The sequence below is a fragment of the Bradyrhizobium sp. 2S1 genome (assembly GCF_011516625.5).
GTDB lineage: Bacteria > Pseudomonadota > Alphaproteobacteria > Rhizobiales > Xanthobacteraceae > Bradyrhizobium > Bradyrhizobium septentrionale.
In genome coordinates, this window is sequence record NZ_CP147717.1 from 345,884 (window position 1) to 358,745 (window position 12,862).

The window sequence follows — 12,862 nt, forward strand, 5'->3', positions numbered from 1 at the left end:
TACGGACTTGGCCGCCACGGATTTGCAATCCTCCCATTATTGGGAGGTGGCTACTAGGCGTGGATGCGTAGAGTAACCGCCTGTCTTGAATATCGGACGAGTGAGATGGCAGCAGGATGGATGGTTTCAATCGGCGTTCCCAAAGCCGACGGCAAGCTTCGATATGTAACCTATGCGGTCGCAATGGCCGATGCGACAGAAGCCGTAAAGGCTTCGTTGGCGGCCAGCGCGGGCGAAGCAGCGATCTCGAATTCCGAACTACGCGAAGCTGACTTGAAGGGCCTCGGCGTAAGAGCTGGCGAGCTTGTGACCATATATGATGATCGGAATGATCCGCTGATCTCACGGACGTGGAGTCCTGATACCGGCTAGGATCGAGCCGCCCCAATTCTCAAGGCACCGCTGACCAGAGCCTTTCGGGCCGCGTGCGGTCGTTTGGCACGCTCGTTGCTGGGCTTGGTTGCTTGGCCCCGATGTCGCGGGACACCAAATCGTCAAAGTCAGAACTGGCGCGGGCGGCCGCGATGGTATTGCCAGCGACCCATCATAGGTTTCTCTCGGCAGAGATAAAGCGCATGATCAAACACCGAATGCTTTTCAAGCAAGCAAAGCCCCTTACTGACCGTCTGTTGGAAGAGGCGGCGCGCTTAAGGAACTGCGCTGACCAGATGCCGGCATGCCCAAAGCGCGACGCGATATTGCGCAAAGCGCGGGAGCATCAAGTGACTGCCCACATGGCAGATTGGATTAGATCGTCCGGGATTAGGTGCCCAACTTAGCCGGCGGCCCTCATCTTACCCCGTGGAAGCTTCAACCCGAGACGCGATGAAGGGGGTGGTGGTAGTCTTCCGTGCGATGCGCGCCGATCGGGTGAAGATTGTCGTCTGAGATGGCAGCGGCCTTGTGATGTACTGGAAACGGCTCGATGGCGGCGGCTTCAAATGTCCTCCCATCGTGGCCGGCGTCATGCGGGTGAATGCCGCGCTTCTGGCCGGCATGGATTGGACGCGCATGCACGCGCCTCGAATCTCTCAGCCGAAAGCGCTTTGCGTAGGACATAAAGTCTTCGCTGCATCGTGGCGCGAAGCATGGCAGACTCGGGCCAATGAGTGATTTACCTGATGTGCTGCCGAGCGATCCAGCCGAGTTGCGTGTCTTTGCCGCGGCTCTACTGGATCGCTGCGCCAGGCTCGAGCGGCTGCTCAAGCTTGCAAAAGATGCGAAGTTCGGTCGATCGTCGGAAAAGCTGGACGCTGCTCAGCTTCAGCTTGGTTTGGAGGACATCGAAGAGGCCGTCGCGGCTCTCGAAGCAACCGAGAATCACGCCAATCCAAGAACCTGCGAGAAGAGAACTTCCAAGCGCGGGGCCAATCGTGGCAAGCTGCCGGAGCATTTGCCACGCATCGTCGAGACCCTGATGCCCGCTGCAACCTGCTGCCCGTGCTGCGCAGCCGTCCTTTTTGAAATTGGGAGCGATGAGAGCCAGAGGCTCGACGTCGTACCGGCGCAGTATCGCGTAATTGTCACTCGCCGGCCCAAACTGGCCTGCCGCGCTTGTCATGGCGTCGTCCTCCAACATGCTGCGCCCGAACGATTGATCAAGGGGGACTGCCCACGGAGCGGCTGGTCGCGCATGTGATCGATGCCAAGTATCATTGGCATTTGCCGCTTTATCGCCAGGCAGATGTTGGCGACGCACGGCATCGCCATCGACCGTTCCACGCTCGCCTTCTGGGTCGGCTACGCCGCCCAGGAGCTGGAACCCTTTTGGCATGGTTTGCGCGAGATTTTGCTCGCCTCTTCGAAGCTTTGTGTCGATGAGACCCCGGCGCCGGTATTGGATCCGGGGCGCGGCAGGACCAAAACCGGCTACTTCTGGGCGCTCTCGCGCGATGACAGGCCTTGGGCCGGATCTGACCCACCTGGCGTGGTTTACGCCTATGCACCAGGCCGTGGGGCCGTTCATGGCTTGAGGCTGCTTGAAGGATACCGGGGCATCATCCATTGCGATGGTTATGAGGCCTACAAGACCATGACCCGAGAGACGCGTGCGGACGCCCTGTCCGGTACGCTTGCCTTCTGCTGGTCGCATCTACGGCGTCAATTTGTGAAGATCGAGCGCGAGGCTTCACTGGCGCCGGCTCCGGTTGCCCGGGAGGCCCTCAAGCGCATTGCCCAGCTCTACGCGGTTGAGAAAGCACTACGTGGCCGATCTGATGCCGAGCGCCGCGCGGGCCGACAAGGGCATGCCCGGCCTCTGGCTGCAGCCTTGAAGCAGTGGTTTGAGGCAAAGCTTGATCACCTTGCGCAGAAGTGCGACACGGCGAAGGCTTTGCGTTATGCGCTGCGCCATTGGGACGGCCTGACGCTCTACCTTGATGACGGGCGCATCGAGATGGACACGAATGCGGTCGAACGTGCGATGCGGCCGATCAAGCTCAACGCCAAGAACTCCCTTTTTGCCGGCTGCGACGAGGGCGCCGAGAACCGGGCATTGCTGGCTTCGCTGATTGAGACGTGCAAACTCAATGGCGTTAGCGCCGAGCACTGGCTCTCCGACGTCCTCGCGAAGCTCGTCAATGGCTGGCCTGCGGCGCGACTGGACGAACTGCTTCCCTGGGCGTCGACCTACAAGATGCATGCACACGATCCGAGGCTGGCGGCATGAGCCTGAACACGACCGCGGTCCGGATCAAGGGTACGCATACGACGAAGGCCGCCTGATTGACGCATGCGCGTGGGCGTGGCGATCTGTAAGATAGCGTTGGGTGAAGGTCAGGCGGCCTGCTGATCGGTGGGGTTGTTGGCTTGCCGCAGGAGCTTCCATTCCCAGGGCAGCAGTTCGCGCAGACGCGAAGTGGGAAGATCGGCGATCCGGGCGAGGACGTCGGCGAGCCAGGCTTTGGGATCGACGTTGTTCAGGCGGCAGGTCGTGATCATCGTCAGCATGATGGCAGCGCGGTCGGCGCCGCGCAGGCTGCCGGCGAAGGTCCAGTTGCGCCTGCCCAACGCGATGCCGCGCAACGCTCTTTCAGCGGCATTATTGCTGAGGCAGATCCTGCCATCATCGAGGAAGCGGGAGAAGTCGTCCCAGCGCCTGAGCATGTAGTTCATGGGCTTCAGGACCTCGGAGGAGCGCGACAGGGCTTCTCGCTCGCGGAGCAGCCAGTCGTGCAAGTCATCGAGAAGCGGCTTGCTCCTCTCCTGGCGTACGGCACGCCGCTCGTCGGCATTGCGGCCGTTGATGGCGCGCTCGATCTCGAACAGAGCGTCAAGACGCCTGACCGCCTCCAGCGCGATCGGGGAGACCGGTTTGCCCTTGCGGCCTTCCCTGGCCGTTTTCTCGATGTCGGCCAGCTCGAAGAATCCCCGCCGCGCATGGGCCAGGCAAAATGCGGGCGTGATCGGCATCGCTTTTCTTTTCGGATCGAACAACGGCTCGAAGCCGCTATAGCAATCCGCCTGCAAGATACCGGCGAAGGCGGCCAGATGCTTCTGGGGATGTTCGCCCCGTCGGTCGCTCGAGGCGTAATAGACCGCCGCCGGCGGCGCAGGCCCGGCGAACGGCTGGTCATCCCGCACATACGTCCAGATCCGCCCAGTCGTGCACTTGCCCTTCGCCAGGATGCGGATGGTGGTGTCGTCGCCATGTAGGCGCTCGGCCGCGAGCACATGGTGCTCGATCAGCTGGAACAGCGGCATAACGGCGAAGGTTCCGTGGCCGACCTGGTCGGCCAGCGTCGACAGCGGCAGATCGATCCTCTCGGCCTTAAAGCGCACGCTCTGACGGTTGAGCGGGATATGCATGCCGAACTTGTCGAACAGGATTGTCGCCAGCAGTTGCGGACCGATGAAGCCACGCGGTGTGGCATGGAACGGCGCGGGCGGCTGGCTGATCTTCTCACAATCGCGGCAGGTGAACTTTTCCCGCACCGTCTCGATCAGCTTGAACCGGCGCGGGATCTCCTCCAACGTCTCGGTCACATCCTCGCCCAGCTTCGCCAGGCGCGATCCGCCGCAGCAGGCGCAGCTCGTTGGCGCCTCAATGACGACCCGCTCGCGTTCGATGTCGTCCGGCCAAGGCTTGCGCACCGGCCGCTTGCGCGTGAAGGCCCGAACGTTCTGTACCTTTGCAGCCGCGGCACGCGCGGCGAGCTCATCCTCACTCGCCATGGTGATGAGTTCTTCGAGCTCCAATTCCAATTGCTCGATCAGCCGCGCCGTGCGCTCGGACCGCGGCCCGTACAGTTCGCGTTTGAGCTTCTCGATCCGCAGTTCGAGATGTGCGATCAACGCTTCGTTGTCCGACAGCTCCGCCCGCGCGCTGGCGGCATCCGCGACTGCGATATCGCGCTCAACTTGCAACGCCTTGCGCTCGGCCAGCAGCGCCATGTAGGCGCTCGCAAGATCCGCAGGAAGATCGTCTGGCTTCGAGCTCATGAAGCCATTGAATCAGATCGAGCAGCAGATTCAAACCCAAAACGGTTATCCGACCCGCGTCGGACGCTGGGTTTCTTGCGGGGTGCGCCAATCGATTCCGGACAACAGATAACTCAACTGCGCCGGCGAGATCGTTACCGTTTCACCGCCAACCGATGGCCAGATGAACCTTCCTCGCTCGAGTCTTTTGGTAAAAAGGCATGCTCCTTGGCCGTGGTGAGTCGGCCCCGGGGGTTGCACCCGGAGCCGCTCTCCGAACCGTACGTGACGCTCTCACGTCATACGGCTCTCAACAAGTAACGAGGCAGAACTCAACATCGCCCAATGAGCGAACAGCTTCGGCCTGCGGCAGCGGATCAATCTGAGCCAGGTGGAGGCTCTGACTTTTCCATTCTTCAGCCCTTTGTATTTGCGTCGCGCCCAGCGGTTAAGAGATTCGTCGACATATCGATACAGGTTGTGCATTTCTGACCGCCCATATCTGCCGTAGTACTGCCTCCATCCACGAAGGACGGGGTTCAGTTCCAAGGCAATTGCGTCGACTTCCGTCTGCGAGCGAAGCCTGAGGCGGAGCTGCCGGATCGTCATACGCATAGACGTCATCGCCGCCCTGCTGACCGCTGGCGAGAACGTACAGAAGTTTTCTTTCTTCTGATGGTTTCTTGCCCTGCGCGGTCGAAAGGTAAATCCCAGAAAGTCAAATGACTGACTGGCATGGCTACCCGGGCGATTGCTGTCTTTGCAGTAGACGATCTTGGTCTTGTCGGGATGCATTTCGAGTTCGCATTCCTTAAACCTTGCTTGCAGCGCCGCCTTGATGGCTTCCGCTTCAGCCTTGGTTCGGCAATGAACGAGCCCGTCGTCCGCGTATCGACACCACGGCGACTGCGGGAAGTTCCGCGCCATCCATGTATCGAACGCATAATGCAAGAACAAATTGGCAAGGACGGGACTGATCACGCCGCCTTGGGGTGTGCCCCGGTCGCGAGCGGTGATCGCTCCGTCTCTGTCTTGCATCGGCGCTGTTAGCCAGCGTTCGATGTAGAGCAGAGCCCATTCGTCTTGCACATGCTTCCTGACGGCCTTCATAAGCAACTTGTGGCTGATATTGTCGAACAGGCCTTTGATGTCGAACTCCAGCACCCAGTCCATCCTCCAGCACCGTTGCCGGGTGACGCCGACGGCGTCCAGCGCGGATTTTCCGGGCCGGTAGCCGTAGGAATCGGGAAGGAAGATTTCCTCGAGTGCTTGTTCAATCTGCAGCTTGACGACCGTTTGCGCCACGCGATCTGCTACTGTCGGCACACCTAGAATGCGTTGCCCGCCGTTCTTCTTGGGAATGGAGACAGCCCGAACGGCAGGTGGAAAGTAGCTGCCAGAAGACATTCGATTCCAGACCTTGTAAAGGTTGCCCTTCAAGTCCTTCTCAAAAGCTTCGAGCGACACCTTATCCACGCCGGCCGAGCCCGCATTGGCTTTGACCAATCGGTAGGCCTTCATCACTGTCTGCTTGTCGATATCGTACTGCTTACGTCCGGTTACACTCACATGTCCTCCTGCTCATCACAGTTGCATATGGGAGCAACCCACTTGTTTCGGCCCCTTCGCTCCAGTCCCATTACAGCACCTTCATCACTACTACGAGCCGATCCGCCCCAGTGTTGTGCTTCGGTACTCTCGTCTCGCGGTGTGCGCCGCTTGAACTTCTCCCTTGGCATCACAACGACTGGTTCCTGCAGTTCTCTACAAGAGCCTGTATCCAGATCGCGTCCCCTAAACGCCGGTCGCCATCCGCGCAGTAATCCAGGCGCCTCACGGATTGATCTCAGGGATGGCACGCGCCCCTGATTTTGGCGACGCCTTAGTAATTTTCGACGCGTCATCGGAAGATTCGCTTTCGCTCGCCTTCTGGATACTTACCTGCCCCGTACACCCGGGACTTTTGCAACACTTGCTCATGACCGCGCCTTTTAAGCGAAGCCACAGTGTCGTGGTTTTGCATCTGCGCCTGAAACGCCGATGCAGGAGGGCCATCCTCCATCTCTAATAAAGCTGTACGCATTAAATTCGGTTATTCACCTCCTTCATGCTCTGCAGCACACCGTGCCAGATCAGCTTCACAAGATCGCTGCGGCGACCGCGGAAGACAAACAAATGACCGCTGAGCGGGTCTTTGTGCAGCACCTCCTGCACTTGGAGCGCCAACGACGGAAAGCCTCGGCGCATGTCCGTGTAGCCTGTCGCGAGCCACACTCGCGCGCCCGTCGGAACCGGGATCATCGGCGGACCAAAGCATCGAGAACGCGACGTAGCGCATCTCCATCAACGTCGCCATCGACCCGGATGCGGTGCCCGCTACCAAGATCAATCTCGATGATGCCCTGGCTCTTGCGTCGACGCGCCGTTGGCGTCAACGCCGCTTCGGCCACCTCCCGCGGTAGCGCAGACGGCCCAATCTCGACCGGAACAAACGGCGCTATGCTCGCTTCGCCGTGCCTGCAAAGCTCCTTACGCCACCTGAACAGCTGGCTCACATGAAGCCCGGCCACGCGAGCCACCTCGGAAACATTGGCGCCGGGCTCGAGCGACGCTGCGACGAGCCGTTCCTTCTCATCCTGCGACCACCGGCGCCGCCGCTCGACCGTTGTGATCACCTCCGCCCTCGAAATCGTCATAGCGCTTCTCCCAGGATTACCCCTAGGACCTGCAGCGCTCGCGCCCATCAAACAAGGCGGCCCTTAGCGGAGGAATACGATCAAGGTGACCCTCAAGGACGTGAAACCGGAGGTGATGCGCCGCCTCGTCGTACCGCTGACCCTGCGTCTCGATCGGCTGCATCTGACGCTTCAGGCGGCGTTTGGCTGGACGGATAGCCATCTCTTCGAGTTCCACGCTGGCGAAGGACGCTGGGGCATCCCTGACCCCGATGGTGATTTTGGCCCCCAGCGCATCGATGCTCGCAAAGCGCGGCTCTGCGAAATCGTTCGAGAGACCGGCGCCAAAACGATCCATTATCTCTATGACTTCGGCGACAGCTGGGACCATGTGATCAAACTCGAAAAATGGTTCGACAACACGACGACAGAGGGACTTCCCCTCTTGCTCGAGGCCGCCGGTGGTTGTCCTCCGGAAGACGTAGGCGGTGCGCCAGGCTATCCGAATACCCCGATGCCATCGGTGACCCCACCCATCCGGAGCACGAACAAATGCGCCTCTGGGGCCCGGAGCGGTTCGATCCCAACGTCGTCGACCGGAAGGCGCTTGAGGCCGCCGTCAACGCATTGTCCGGAATTTGGAAGCCACGCCGGCAAAAGCTGCGATCAAAATAGGGCGTCAAGAGCCAATCAAAAGGGCCGCAGAGCTACGCTTACCATAGACCATCGCGCTCACGACCAGGAGCGGCCGGATCCGGGACGGGCCGAGCTCGGCCCATGTCCGCGCGTTGCCTTTCGGGTAGAGGCCGGATTCCGGCCAATCTCGAGCGCCGTCATCTCGCCGCCCGGTGACCTTGTCCTTGCGCCAGGGACGATGCACGTCGAGGAGAACAAAGAGATTGACCGTGCATTCCGACGATACTCATAATCGTAACGTTCGAGCCTGCGGGGCTTGGCCGGGATCGGCTGACGCGTTTCGCCGATGAGTTGGACCGGGCTTTCGTCGAAGCACACCACTGTTCGATCGAATCCCCGCAAATCCACAAGTATCTAGTCGACGTCCTCGAAGGCACCCGCCCTGCATTCGATAACCGCGGTTCAAAGTATTACGCAAGCTGAGAAGCTGCCTCCAATATCTATCGATGATGCCGGGCTGGGTGGTGGATTACGCATATTTGGCATGTTCTACCTCCTAGAGCATTTTCCGACCGGAATGAATCGGGTGGGGATTCCCAAAACGGCGCGAGTCAGATTCAAGCTGCATGCTGGCGAGGGAGGCCAGCATGTATGGCCAGGGCGCTTTCGGTTGATCTTCGTCAAAGGGTGATAGCCGCGATTGACGGTGGCATGTCCTGTCGACAGGCTGCTGAGCGCTTTGGTGTCAGCGCGGCCAGTGCGATCCGCTGGCGCGGTCGCCTCAAGGAAGTTGGCGACATCGTTCCTAAACGCCAGGGCGGTGACCGCAAATCGCAGCGCATCGAAGCGCATTCGCAATTGATTCTGGAGGCAGTGACAGCGAAGCCGGATATCACGCTCGCCGAGTTGCGAGAACTGTTGAAACGTCGTGGAATATCGACTGGCATCGCGTCGCTCTGGCGTTTTTTCCAGCGCAGAAAGATCACACTTAAAAAAAGACAGCGCACGCCGCCGAGCAACGGCGCGGCGATATAAATGCCGCGCGTGAGGAGTGGTTCGAAGGGCAAATCGATCTTGACCCTGAGCGTCTCGTCTTCATCGACGAAACCAGCGCCAACACCAAAATGGCGCGGCTTTACGGCCGCTCGCCACGCGGCGAGCGATGTCGTGCAGCTATCCCACACGGACATTGGAAGACGACGACATTCACCGCTGGATTGCGCTCCGACGGTCTGATCGCGCCGCTTGTTCTGGACGGTCCAATGGATGGCGACGCTTTCCTGGCCTACGTCGAGCAATTGCTCGCCCCATCGCTGCGGCCGGGCGATACCGTTATCATGGACAACTTGCCCGCTCACAAGGTCCATGGCGTTCGAGAGGCCATCCGGGCGGTCGGAGCAAGCCTGCTCTATCTTCCGCCCTACAGTCCAGACTTCAACCCGATCGAAATGGCCTTCTCTAAACTGAAAGCCCTGTTGCGGGCCGCCGCAGCGCGCACCATGCCCGATCTCTGGCAAGCAATCGCCAACGCTCTCAAGCGCTTCTCACCCGAGGAATGCCAAAATTATCTCGTCGCGGCTGGTTACGACGCAACGTGATCGGAAAATGCTCTAGCATCCCGACTGCTCAGAATTGCATCATGTCGGGATGAAGCAGACGACGCCTCAAGTTCGCTATCAAGGAACTATAATCAATTCTGCATCCGGTCGGTCTGGTATGTTTTGTTATCCTCATCCTGGGCGGCACACGGATGCCTTCGGACCTCGCCTGCAGTACTTCGAGATCGAGGCCGAGCGGACGAGCAAATGCTCCAAAAAACCCTTCTCGACGAAAGCGAGACGTGAGTCTGGCTGCGCAACGCGCCAACTAATACTGCGGCTACAACACAGCCCACTTCATCGATTTTTCGGGTTGAGCCGTTCGTTCGACGTGCGACGTTCCATGTTTGCCAAGTGCGGTGCGGCGAACGTCGTCTTCCCGAGAATCAGGTCTGCCGCCTTCTCCGCTATCATGATGGTGGGCGCGTTCGTGTTGGATGACGTGATGCGCGGCATCACGGAAGCGTCGCAAATCCGCAGACCATCGACTCCACGAAGTCTCAGCGACGGATCGACCACCGCCAGCTGGTCAGTGCCCATCCGGCAGGTGCCTATAGGGTGATGATCGGTCTTGCAGGTCCTGACAGCATAGTCGACGAGAGCGGCTTCGCTTGTAGCCGCAACACCGGGCATCCGCTCGACCATGACGAATGGCTCGAGCGCGGGTTGCCGGAGAATCTCACGGGCCATCTTCAGCCCCTCGATCGCTGCCGGGCGATCACGCGCATCAGACCAATAGTTTGGGTCAATCAGAGGCATCGCGGAAGGATCGCCGCTTGCGAGCCGCACGGTACCACGCGAGCCCGGCCGCAAGAATGCCGAATTCAGCGTGACGCCTGCATGTTTTAGCTTTTCTACGCCCGCCTCGATTCCTGAGCCGAGCCCGAGATGGAATTGCACGTCCGGCCATTCCTGCGCCCTCGCCGCCGGCTCGACATACCAGAAGCCCCCTGTCTCAAATAGGGTGGACGCGACCGGTCCGCGCTTGAACAGCAGATATTCCAGTCCCGCCCAGATCATACGATGCAGTTTCACATAGCTGTCGTAGGTAACGTCGCCCTTGCACTCCGCGATCGCATAGACGTCGAGGTGGTCCTGAAGATTCTCGCCCACGCCGGGCAAATCGTGGATCGGCTTGACACCGACTGATTTCAGATGGTCGGCCGGACCGATCCCCGATAGCAGCAGAAGGCGAGGCGATCCGATGGCGCCGGACGCAAGGATGACCTCCCGCTCGGCGCGAACGATCTCCCGCTGCCCTCCGCGTACCGACGCGATTCCCACAGCACGCCCATTCTCGACCACGATCCGCGTGCTGTAGGCGTCGGTAAGGACGGTGAGATTCGGTCGGCCGCGGATCGGCTGCAGATAGGCGGTGGCGGTCGAGCACCGCCGGGCATCTCGCACCGTTACTTGATAGTGGCCGACGCCCTCCTGCCGCGCACCGTTAAAATCGGGATTGTAGGGCATTCCATATTCCTGCCCGGCTAGCAGAAACGCTTCGCTGATCGGCAACGGATTGACAGGCACCGAGACGCCCAAGGGACCACGGCGCGCATGGTAGGCGTCGACGAAGCGCTGGTTGTCTTCGGTGCGCTTGAAATACGGCAAGACATCCGCGTAGCTCCAGCCTGTCGCACCATCCGCCGCCCAACCATCATAATCGCGGGCATTTCCGCGGGTGTAAACCTGCGCGTTGATACTGGAGCCGCCACCTAGCACCTTCGCCTGGGTATAGCGGAGCACCCGCGCGCCGAGATGACGCTGGGGCACCGTCGAGTATCCCCAGGAGGGGATGCCCTTGGTCATCTTGGCAAACCCCGCCGGCATGCTGAACAGCGGGTTGTTGTCGCTGCCGCCGGCCTCGAGCAGCAGCACCCTGGTCGACGCATCGACGCTCAGGCGGTTGGCGAGCACGCAGCCGGCCGAGCCGGCGCCGACGACGATGTAGTCGTAAACCGTCATCTCATGTCCCCATGAGTTCGAAGATCGGTCCTCGCGACATGATCCGCGACGCGCAACGCCTGGGCGGCGATCGTCAGCGACGGGTTCACCGCCGCCGAGGTCGGCAGGAACGACGCATCGACAACGAACAGATTGGGGTGATCAAAGGAGCGGCAGAACGGATCGAGCGGTGATGTCGCTGGATCGAGGCCGATGCGCACTGTCCCGCACTGATGCGAGGGCGTGCGCCGGTCGAACGCCTTTGACAGTACGATCGGATAACCTGCGGCACGCAGCCGTTCCTTCAACGTCGCCACCAGCGCCAAATGGGTCGTCCAGTTCGAGCGCAGCCAGTCGAGCCGGATATTCGCACCATCGACCGTCACACGGCTCTCGGCGCGCGGCAGATCCTCGCTCATCACGTACCAGTCGACCGCATGCCGGCTCATCAGCCCAAGCGCCAATTCCGGCGCGAGCGGCATGTTGGCCTTCAGAATCGGCGCGGTGACACGTCCTAGCAACTGGATGTTGCCCAGCGGCGGTCCGCCGTGCCCATCATCGAGATAGAAATCGTTGGTGCCGATCGTCTTCTGGTAGATCGAGTTGTTGACGACGCGCGGATCGATCGCCAGCACAGCCGAGGAATTGTGGTTCATGAAATAACGGCCGACTGCATCGGAGCGGTTCGCGATGCCGGCCTGTGACGAGCGCAGAAGCAGTGCGGCCGAATTGACGGCGCCCGCCGCGAGCACCACGATGCCGGCGCCGATCATGGTCCGCTCACCGGCCTGAATGACCTCAACGCCGGCAATGCGTTTGCCGTCCGGCTCGACGACCAGCCGCTTGACCTGCGCACCTTCGCGCAGCGCGACATTGTCATGGGCGAGAGCACAGGCAAGCCCGCAGGATTCGGCATCCATCTTGCCGTGCCCGGCGTCGGGGAATGCATCCCACGGAGTCTTGGCACGTTTGAGCCATGTCTCGATGTCGATGCCAAGCGGCAGTATAAACGGCTTGAGCCCGATCTTCTTGAGCCGCTGCCGTACCGCCGCAATCGCCGGCTCATCCGGCACGGGGCCGAACGGATAGGGCGCGGAGTGAAAAGGCTCCGAGGAATCGTCTCCGAGCGCGCCGCGCACGTTGTAGAGCTGTTCCGCCCGGGTATACCATGGCTCCAGTTCGCCATAGCTGAACGGCCAGCCCGGCGTCGTTCCATCGCGGTGCGCGATGGGCGCGAAGTCTTGAGCGCGGTAGCGGATCAGGACCGCCCCGTAGAGCTTGGTATTGCCGCCGACGCAGTAGTAGTTGCCGGGATTGAAGGCCTTCCCCGCCCCATCGACCCAGGACTCCTGCGGCCGGAACACCCCGCGCTGAAAGATCGCCCTTGCGTCCCGCGCAGCCTCGCTATCGCGCAGACGCTGGCCGCGCTCGAGGATCACGATCTTTGCGCCCGTAGGCGCCAGACCCGCGGCAAAGTTCGCACCGCCCATTCCAGACCCGATGACGAGGACATCGGTTGACTCCGTGATCTTCATGCAGGTCTCGCACCACTCGATCAGATACGGCGCGTGGTCGTTGGGTCGAACAGCA

At 60.8% G+C, this 12,862-nt stretch carries 10 protein-coding genes and 3 pseudogenes; 4 read left to right on the top strand and 9 right to left on the bottom strand.

Annotated elements, in window-relative coordinates:
* The first annotated feature begins 105 nt into the window (after nt 1-105).
* Nucleotides 106-372, top strand: a complete 267-nt coding sequence (locus tag HAP54_RS01600; RefSeq protein WP_165128049.1) for a hypothetical protein — start codon at nt 106-108, stop codon at nt 370-372.
* A 438-nt stretch (nt 373-810) separates the two neighbouring features.
* Here HAP54_RS01600 and HAP54_RS01605 read toward each other — a convergent pair whose 3' ends face one another.
* Nucleotides 811-1,059 (bottom strand): hypothetical protein, encoded by a 249-nt coding sequence (locus HAP54_RS01605; protein WP_166298586.1) that lies wholly within the window; start codon nt 1,057-1,059, stop codon nt 811-813.
* 46 nt (nt 1,060-1,105) lie between these two features.
* On the opposite strand from HAP54_RS01605, the pseudogene tnpC (HAP54_RS01610) reads away from it, so the two are divergent.
* Nucleotides 1,106-2,668 (top strand): annotated as a pseudogene (gene tnpC, locus HAP54_RS01610) (IS66 family transposase).
* A 107-nt stretch (nt 2,669-2,775) separates the two neighbouring features.
* Here the strand turns inward: tnpC (HAP54_RS01610) and tnpC (HAP54_RS01615) are convergent.
* From tnpC (HAP54_RS01615) to tnpA, 5 genes are all read right to left on the bottom strand, one after another.
* Complete coding sequence (gene tnpC, locus HAP54_RS01615; RefSeq protein ID WP_166294112.1) at nt 2,776-4,440, bottom strand: IS66 family transposase; 1,665 nt, start codon at nt 4,438-4,440, stop codon at nt 2,776-2,778.
* Nucleotides 4,441-4,485: 45 nt separating this feature from the next.
* Nucleotides 4,486-4,680, bottom strand: coding sequence for an IS66 family insertion sequence element accessory protein TnpB (tnpB, locus tag HAP54_RS01620; protein ID WP_166294302.1), 195 nt, complete (start codon nt 4,678-4,680; stop codon nt 4,486-4,488).
* 33 nt (nt 4,681-4,713) lie between these two features.
* Nucleotides 4,714-5,940 carry a group II intron reverse transcriptase/maturase gene (ltrA, locus tag HAP54_RS01625; RefSeq protein WP_166306448.1) on the bottom strand — a complete coding sequence of 409 codons (1,227 nt, stop codon included), beginning with the start codon at nt 5,938-5,940 and terminating at the stop codon, nt 4,714-4,716.
* 561 nt (nt 5,941-6,501) lie between these two features.
* On the bottom strand, nt 6,502-6,720 hold the full coding sequence (tnpB, locus tag HAP54_RS01630) for an IS66 family insertion sequence element accessory protein TnpB (RefSeq protein WP_166298587.1): 219 nt from the start codon (nt 6,718-6,720) through the stop codon (nt 6,502-6,504).
* Nucleotides 6,717-7,115, bottom strand: a complete 399-nt coding sequence (tnpA, locus tag HAP54_RS01635) for an IS66-like element accessory protein TnpA (protein ID WP_166294114.1) — start codon at nt 7,113-7,115, stop codon at nt 6,717-6,719. The genes tnpB (HAP54_RS01630) and tnpA overlap by 4 nt, the downstream gene beginning before the upstream one ends.
* Before the next feature lie 115 nt (nt 7,116-7,230).
* Between tnpA and HAP54_RS52375 the strand changes: the two are divergent.
* A pseudogene (locus HAP54_RS52375) lies at nt 7,231-7,542 on the top strand (plasmid pRiA4b ORF-3 family protein); the annotation flags it as partial.
* Nucleotides 7,543-7,932: 390 nt separating this feature from the next.
* On the opposite strand, the pseudogene HAP54_RS52380 reads toward HAP54_RS52375, so the two are convergent.
* A pseudogene (locus HAP54_RS52380) lies at nt 7,933-8,120 on the bottom strand (IS630 family transposase); the annotation flags it as partial.
* A 261-nt stretch (nt 8,121-8,381) separates the two neighbouring features.
* Between HAP54_RS52380 and HAP54_RS01645 the strand changes: the two are divergent.
* Nucleotides 8,382-9,328, top strand: a protein-coding gene (locus HAP54_RS01645) for an IS630 family transposase (protein WP_166293531.1) whose coding sequence is annotated in 2 segments (ribosomal slippage) — nt 8,382-8,721 and nt 8,721-9,328 — 948 coding nt in all. Because the reading frame shifts where the segments join, the coding sequence is not laid out codon by codon here.
* 297 nt (nt 9,329-9,625) lie between these two features.
* On the opposite strand, the gene HAP54_RS01650 is transcribed toward HAP54_RS01645, so the two are convergent.
* Nucleotides 9,626-11,293: a GMC family oxidoreductase gene (locus HAP54_RS01650; protein ID WP_029084688.1), complete on the bottom strand. Its 1,668-nt coding sequence runs from the start codon at nt 11,291-11,293 to the stop codon at nt 9,626-9,628.
* The gene (locus HAP54_RS01655) at nt 11,290-12,807 is read right to left on the bottom strand and encodes a GMC oxidoreductase (protein ID WP_035978167.1); all 1,518 of its coding nucleotides are present in this window, start codon (nt 12,805-12,807) and stop codon (nt 11,290-11,292) included. The genes HAP54_RS01650 and HAP54_RS01655 overlap by 4 nt, the downstream gene beginning before the upstream one ends.
* Nucleotides 12,808-12,862: the final 55 nt, after the last annotated feature.

What these genes read in the sequence shown, in the direction of transcription:
- HAP54_RS01605 (WP_166298586.1), bottom strand. Translation starts at nt 1,059, where the DNA reads ATGTCCTACGCAAAGCGCTTTCGGCTGAGAGATTCGAGGCGCGTGCAT.
- HAP54_RS01655 (WP_035978167.1), bottom strand. Translation starts at nt 12,807, where the DNA reads ATGAAGATCACGGAGTCAACCGATGTCCTCGTCATCGGGTCTGGAATG.
- ltrA (WP_166306448.1), bottom strand. Translation starts at nt 5,940, where the DNA reads ATGAAGGCCTACCGATTGGTCAAAGCCAATGCGGGCTCGGCCGGCGTG.
- HAP54_RS01600 (WP_165128049.1), top strand. Translation starts at nt 106, where the DNA reads ATGGCAGCAGGATGGATGGTTTCAATCGGCGTTCCCAAAGCCGACGGC.
- tnpC (WP_166294112.1), bottom strand. Translation starts at nt 4,440, where the DNA reads ATGAGCTCGAAGCCAGACGATCTTCCTGCGGATCTTGCGAGCGCCTAC.
- HAP54_RS01650 (WP_029084688.1), bottom strand. Translation starts at nt 11,293, where the DNA reads ATGACGGTTTACGACTACATCGTCGTCGGCGCCGGCTCGGCCGGCTGC.
- tnpA (WP_166294114.1), bottom strand. Translation starts at nt 7,115, where the DNA reads ATGACGATTTCGAGGGCGGAGGTGATCACAACGGTCGAGCGGCGGCGC.
- tnpB (WP_166298587.1), bottom strand. Translation starts at nt 6,720, where the DNA reads ATGATCCCGGTTCCGACGGGCGCGCGAGTGTGGCTCGCGACAGGCTAC.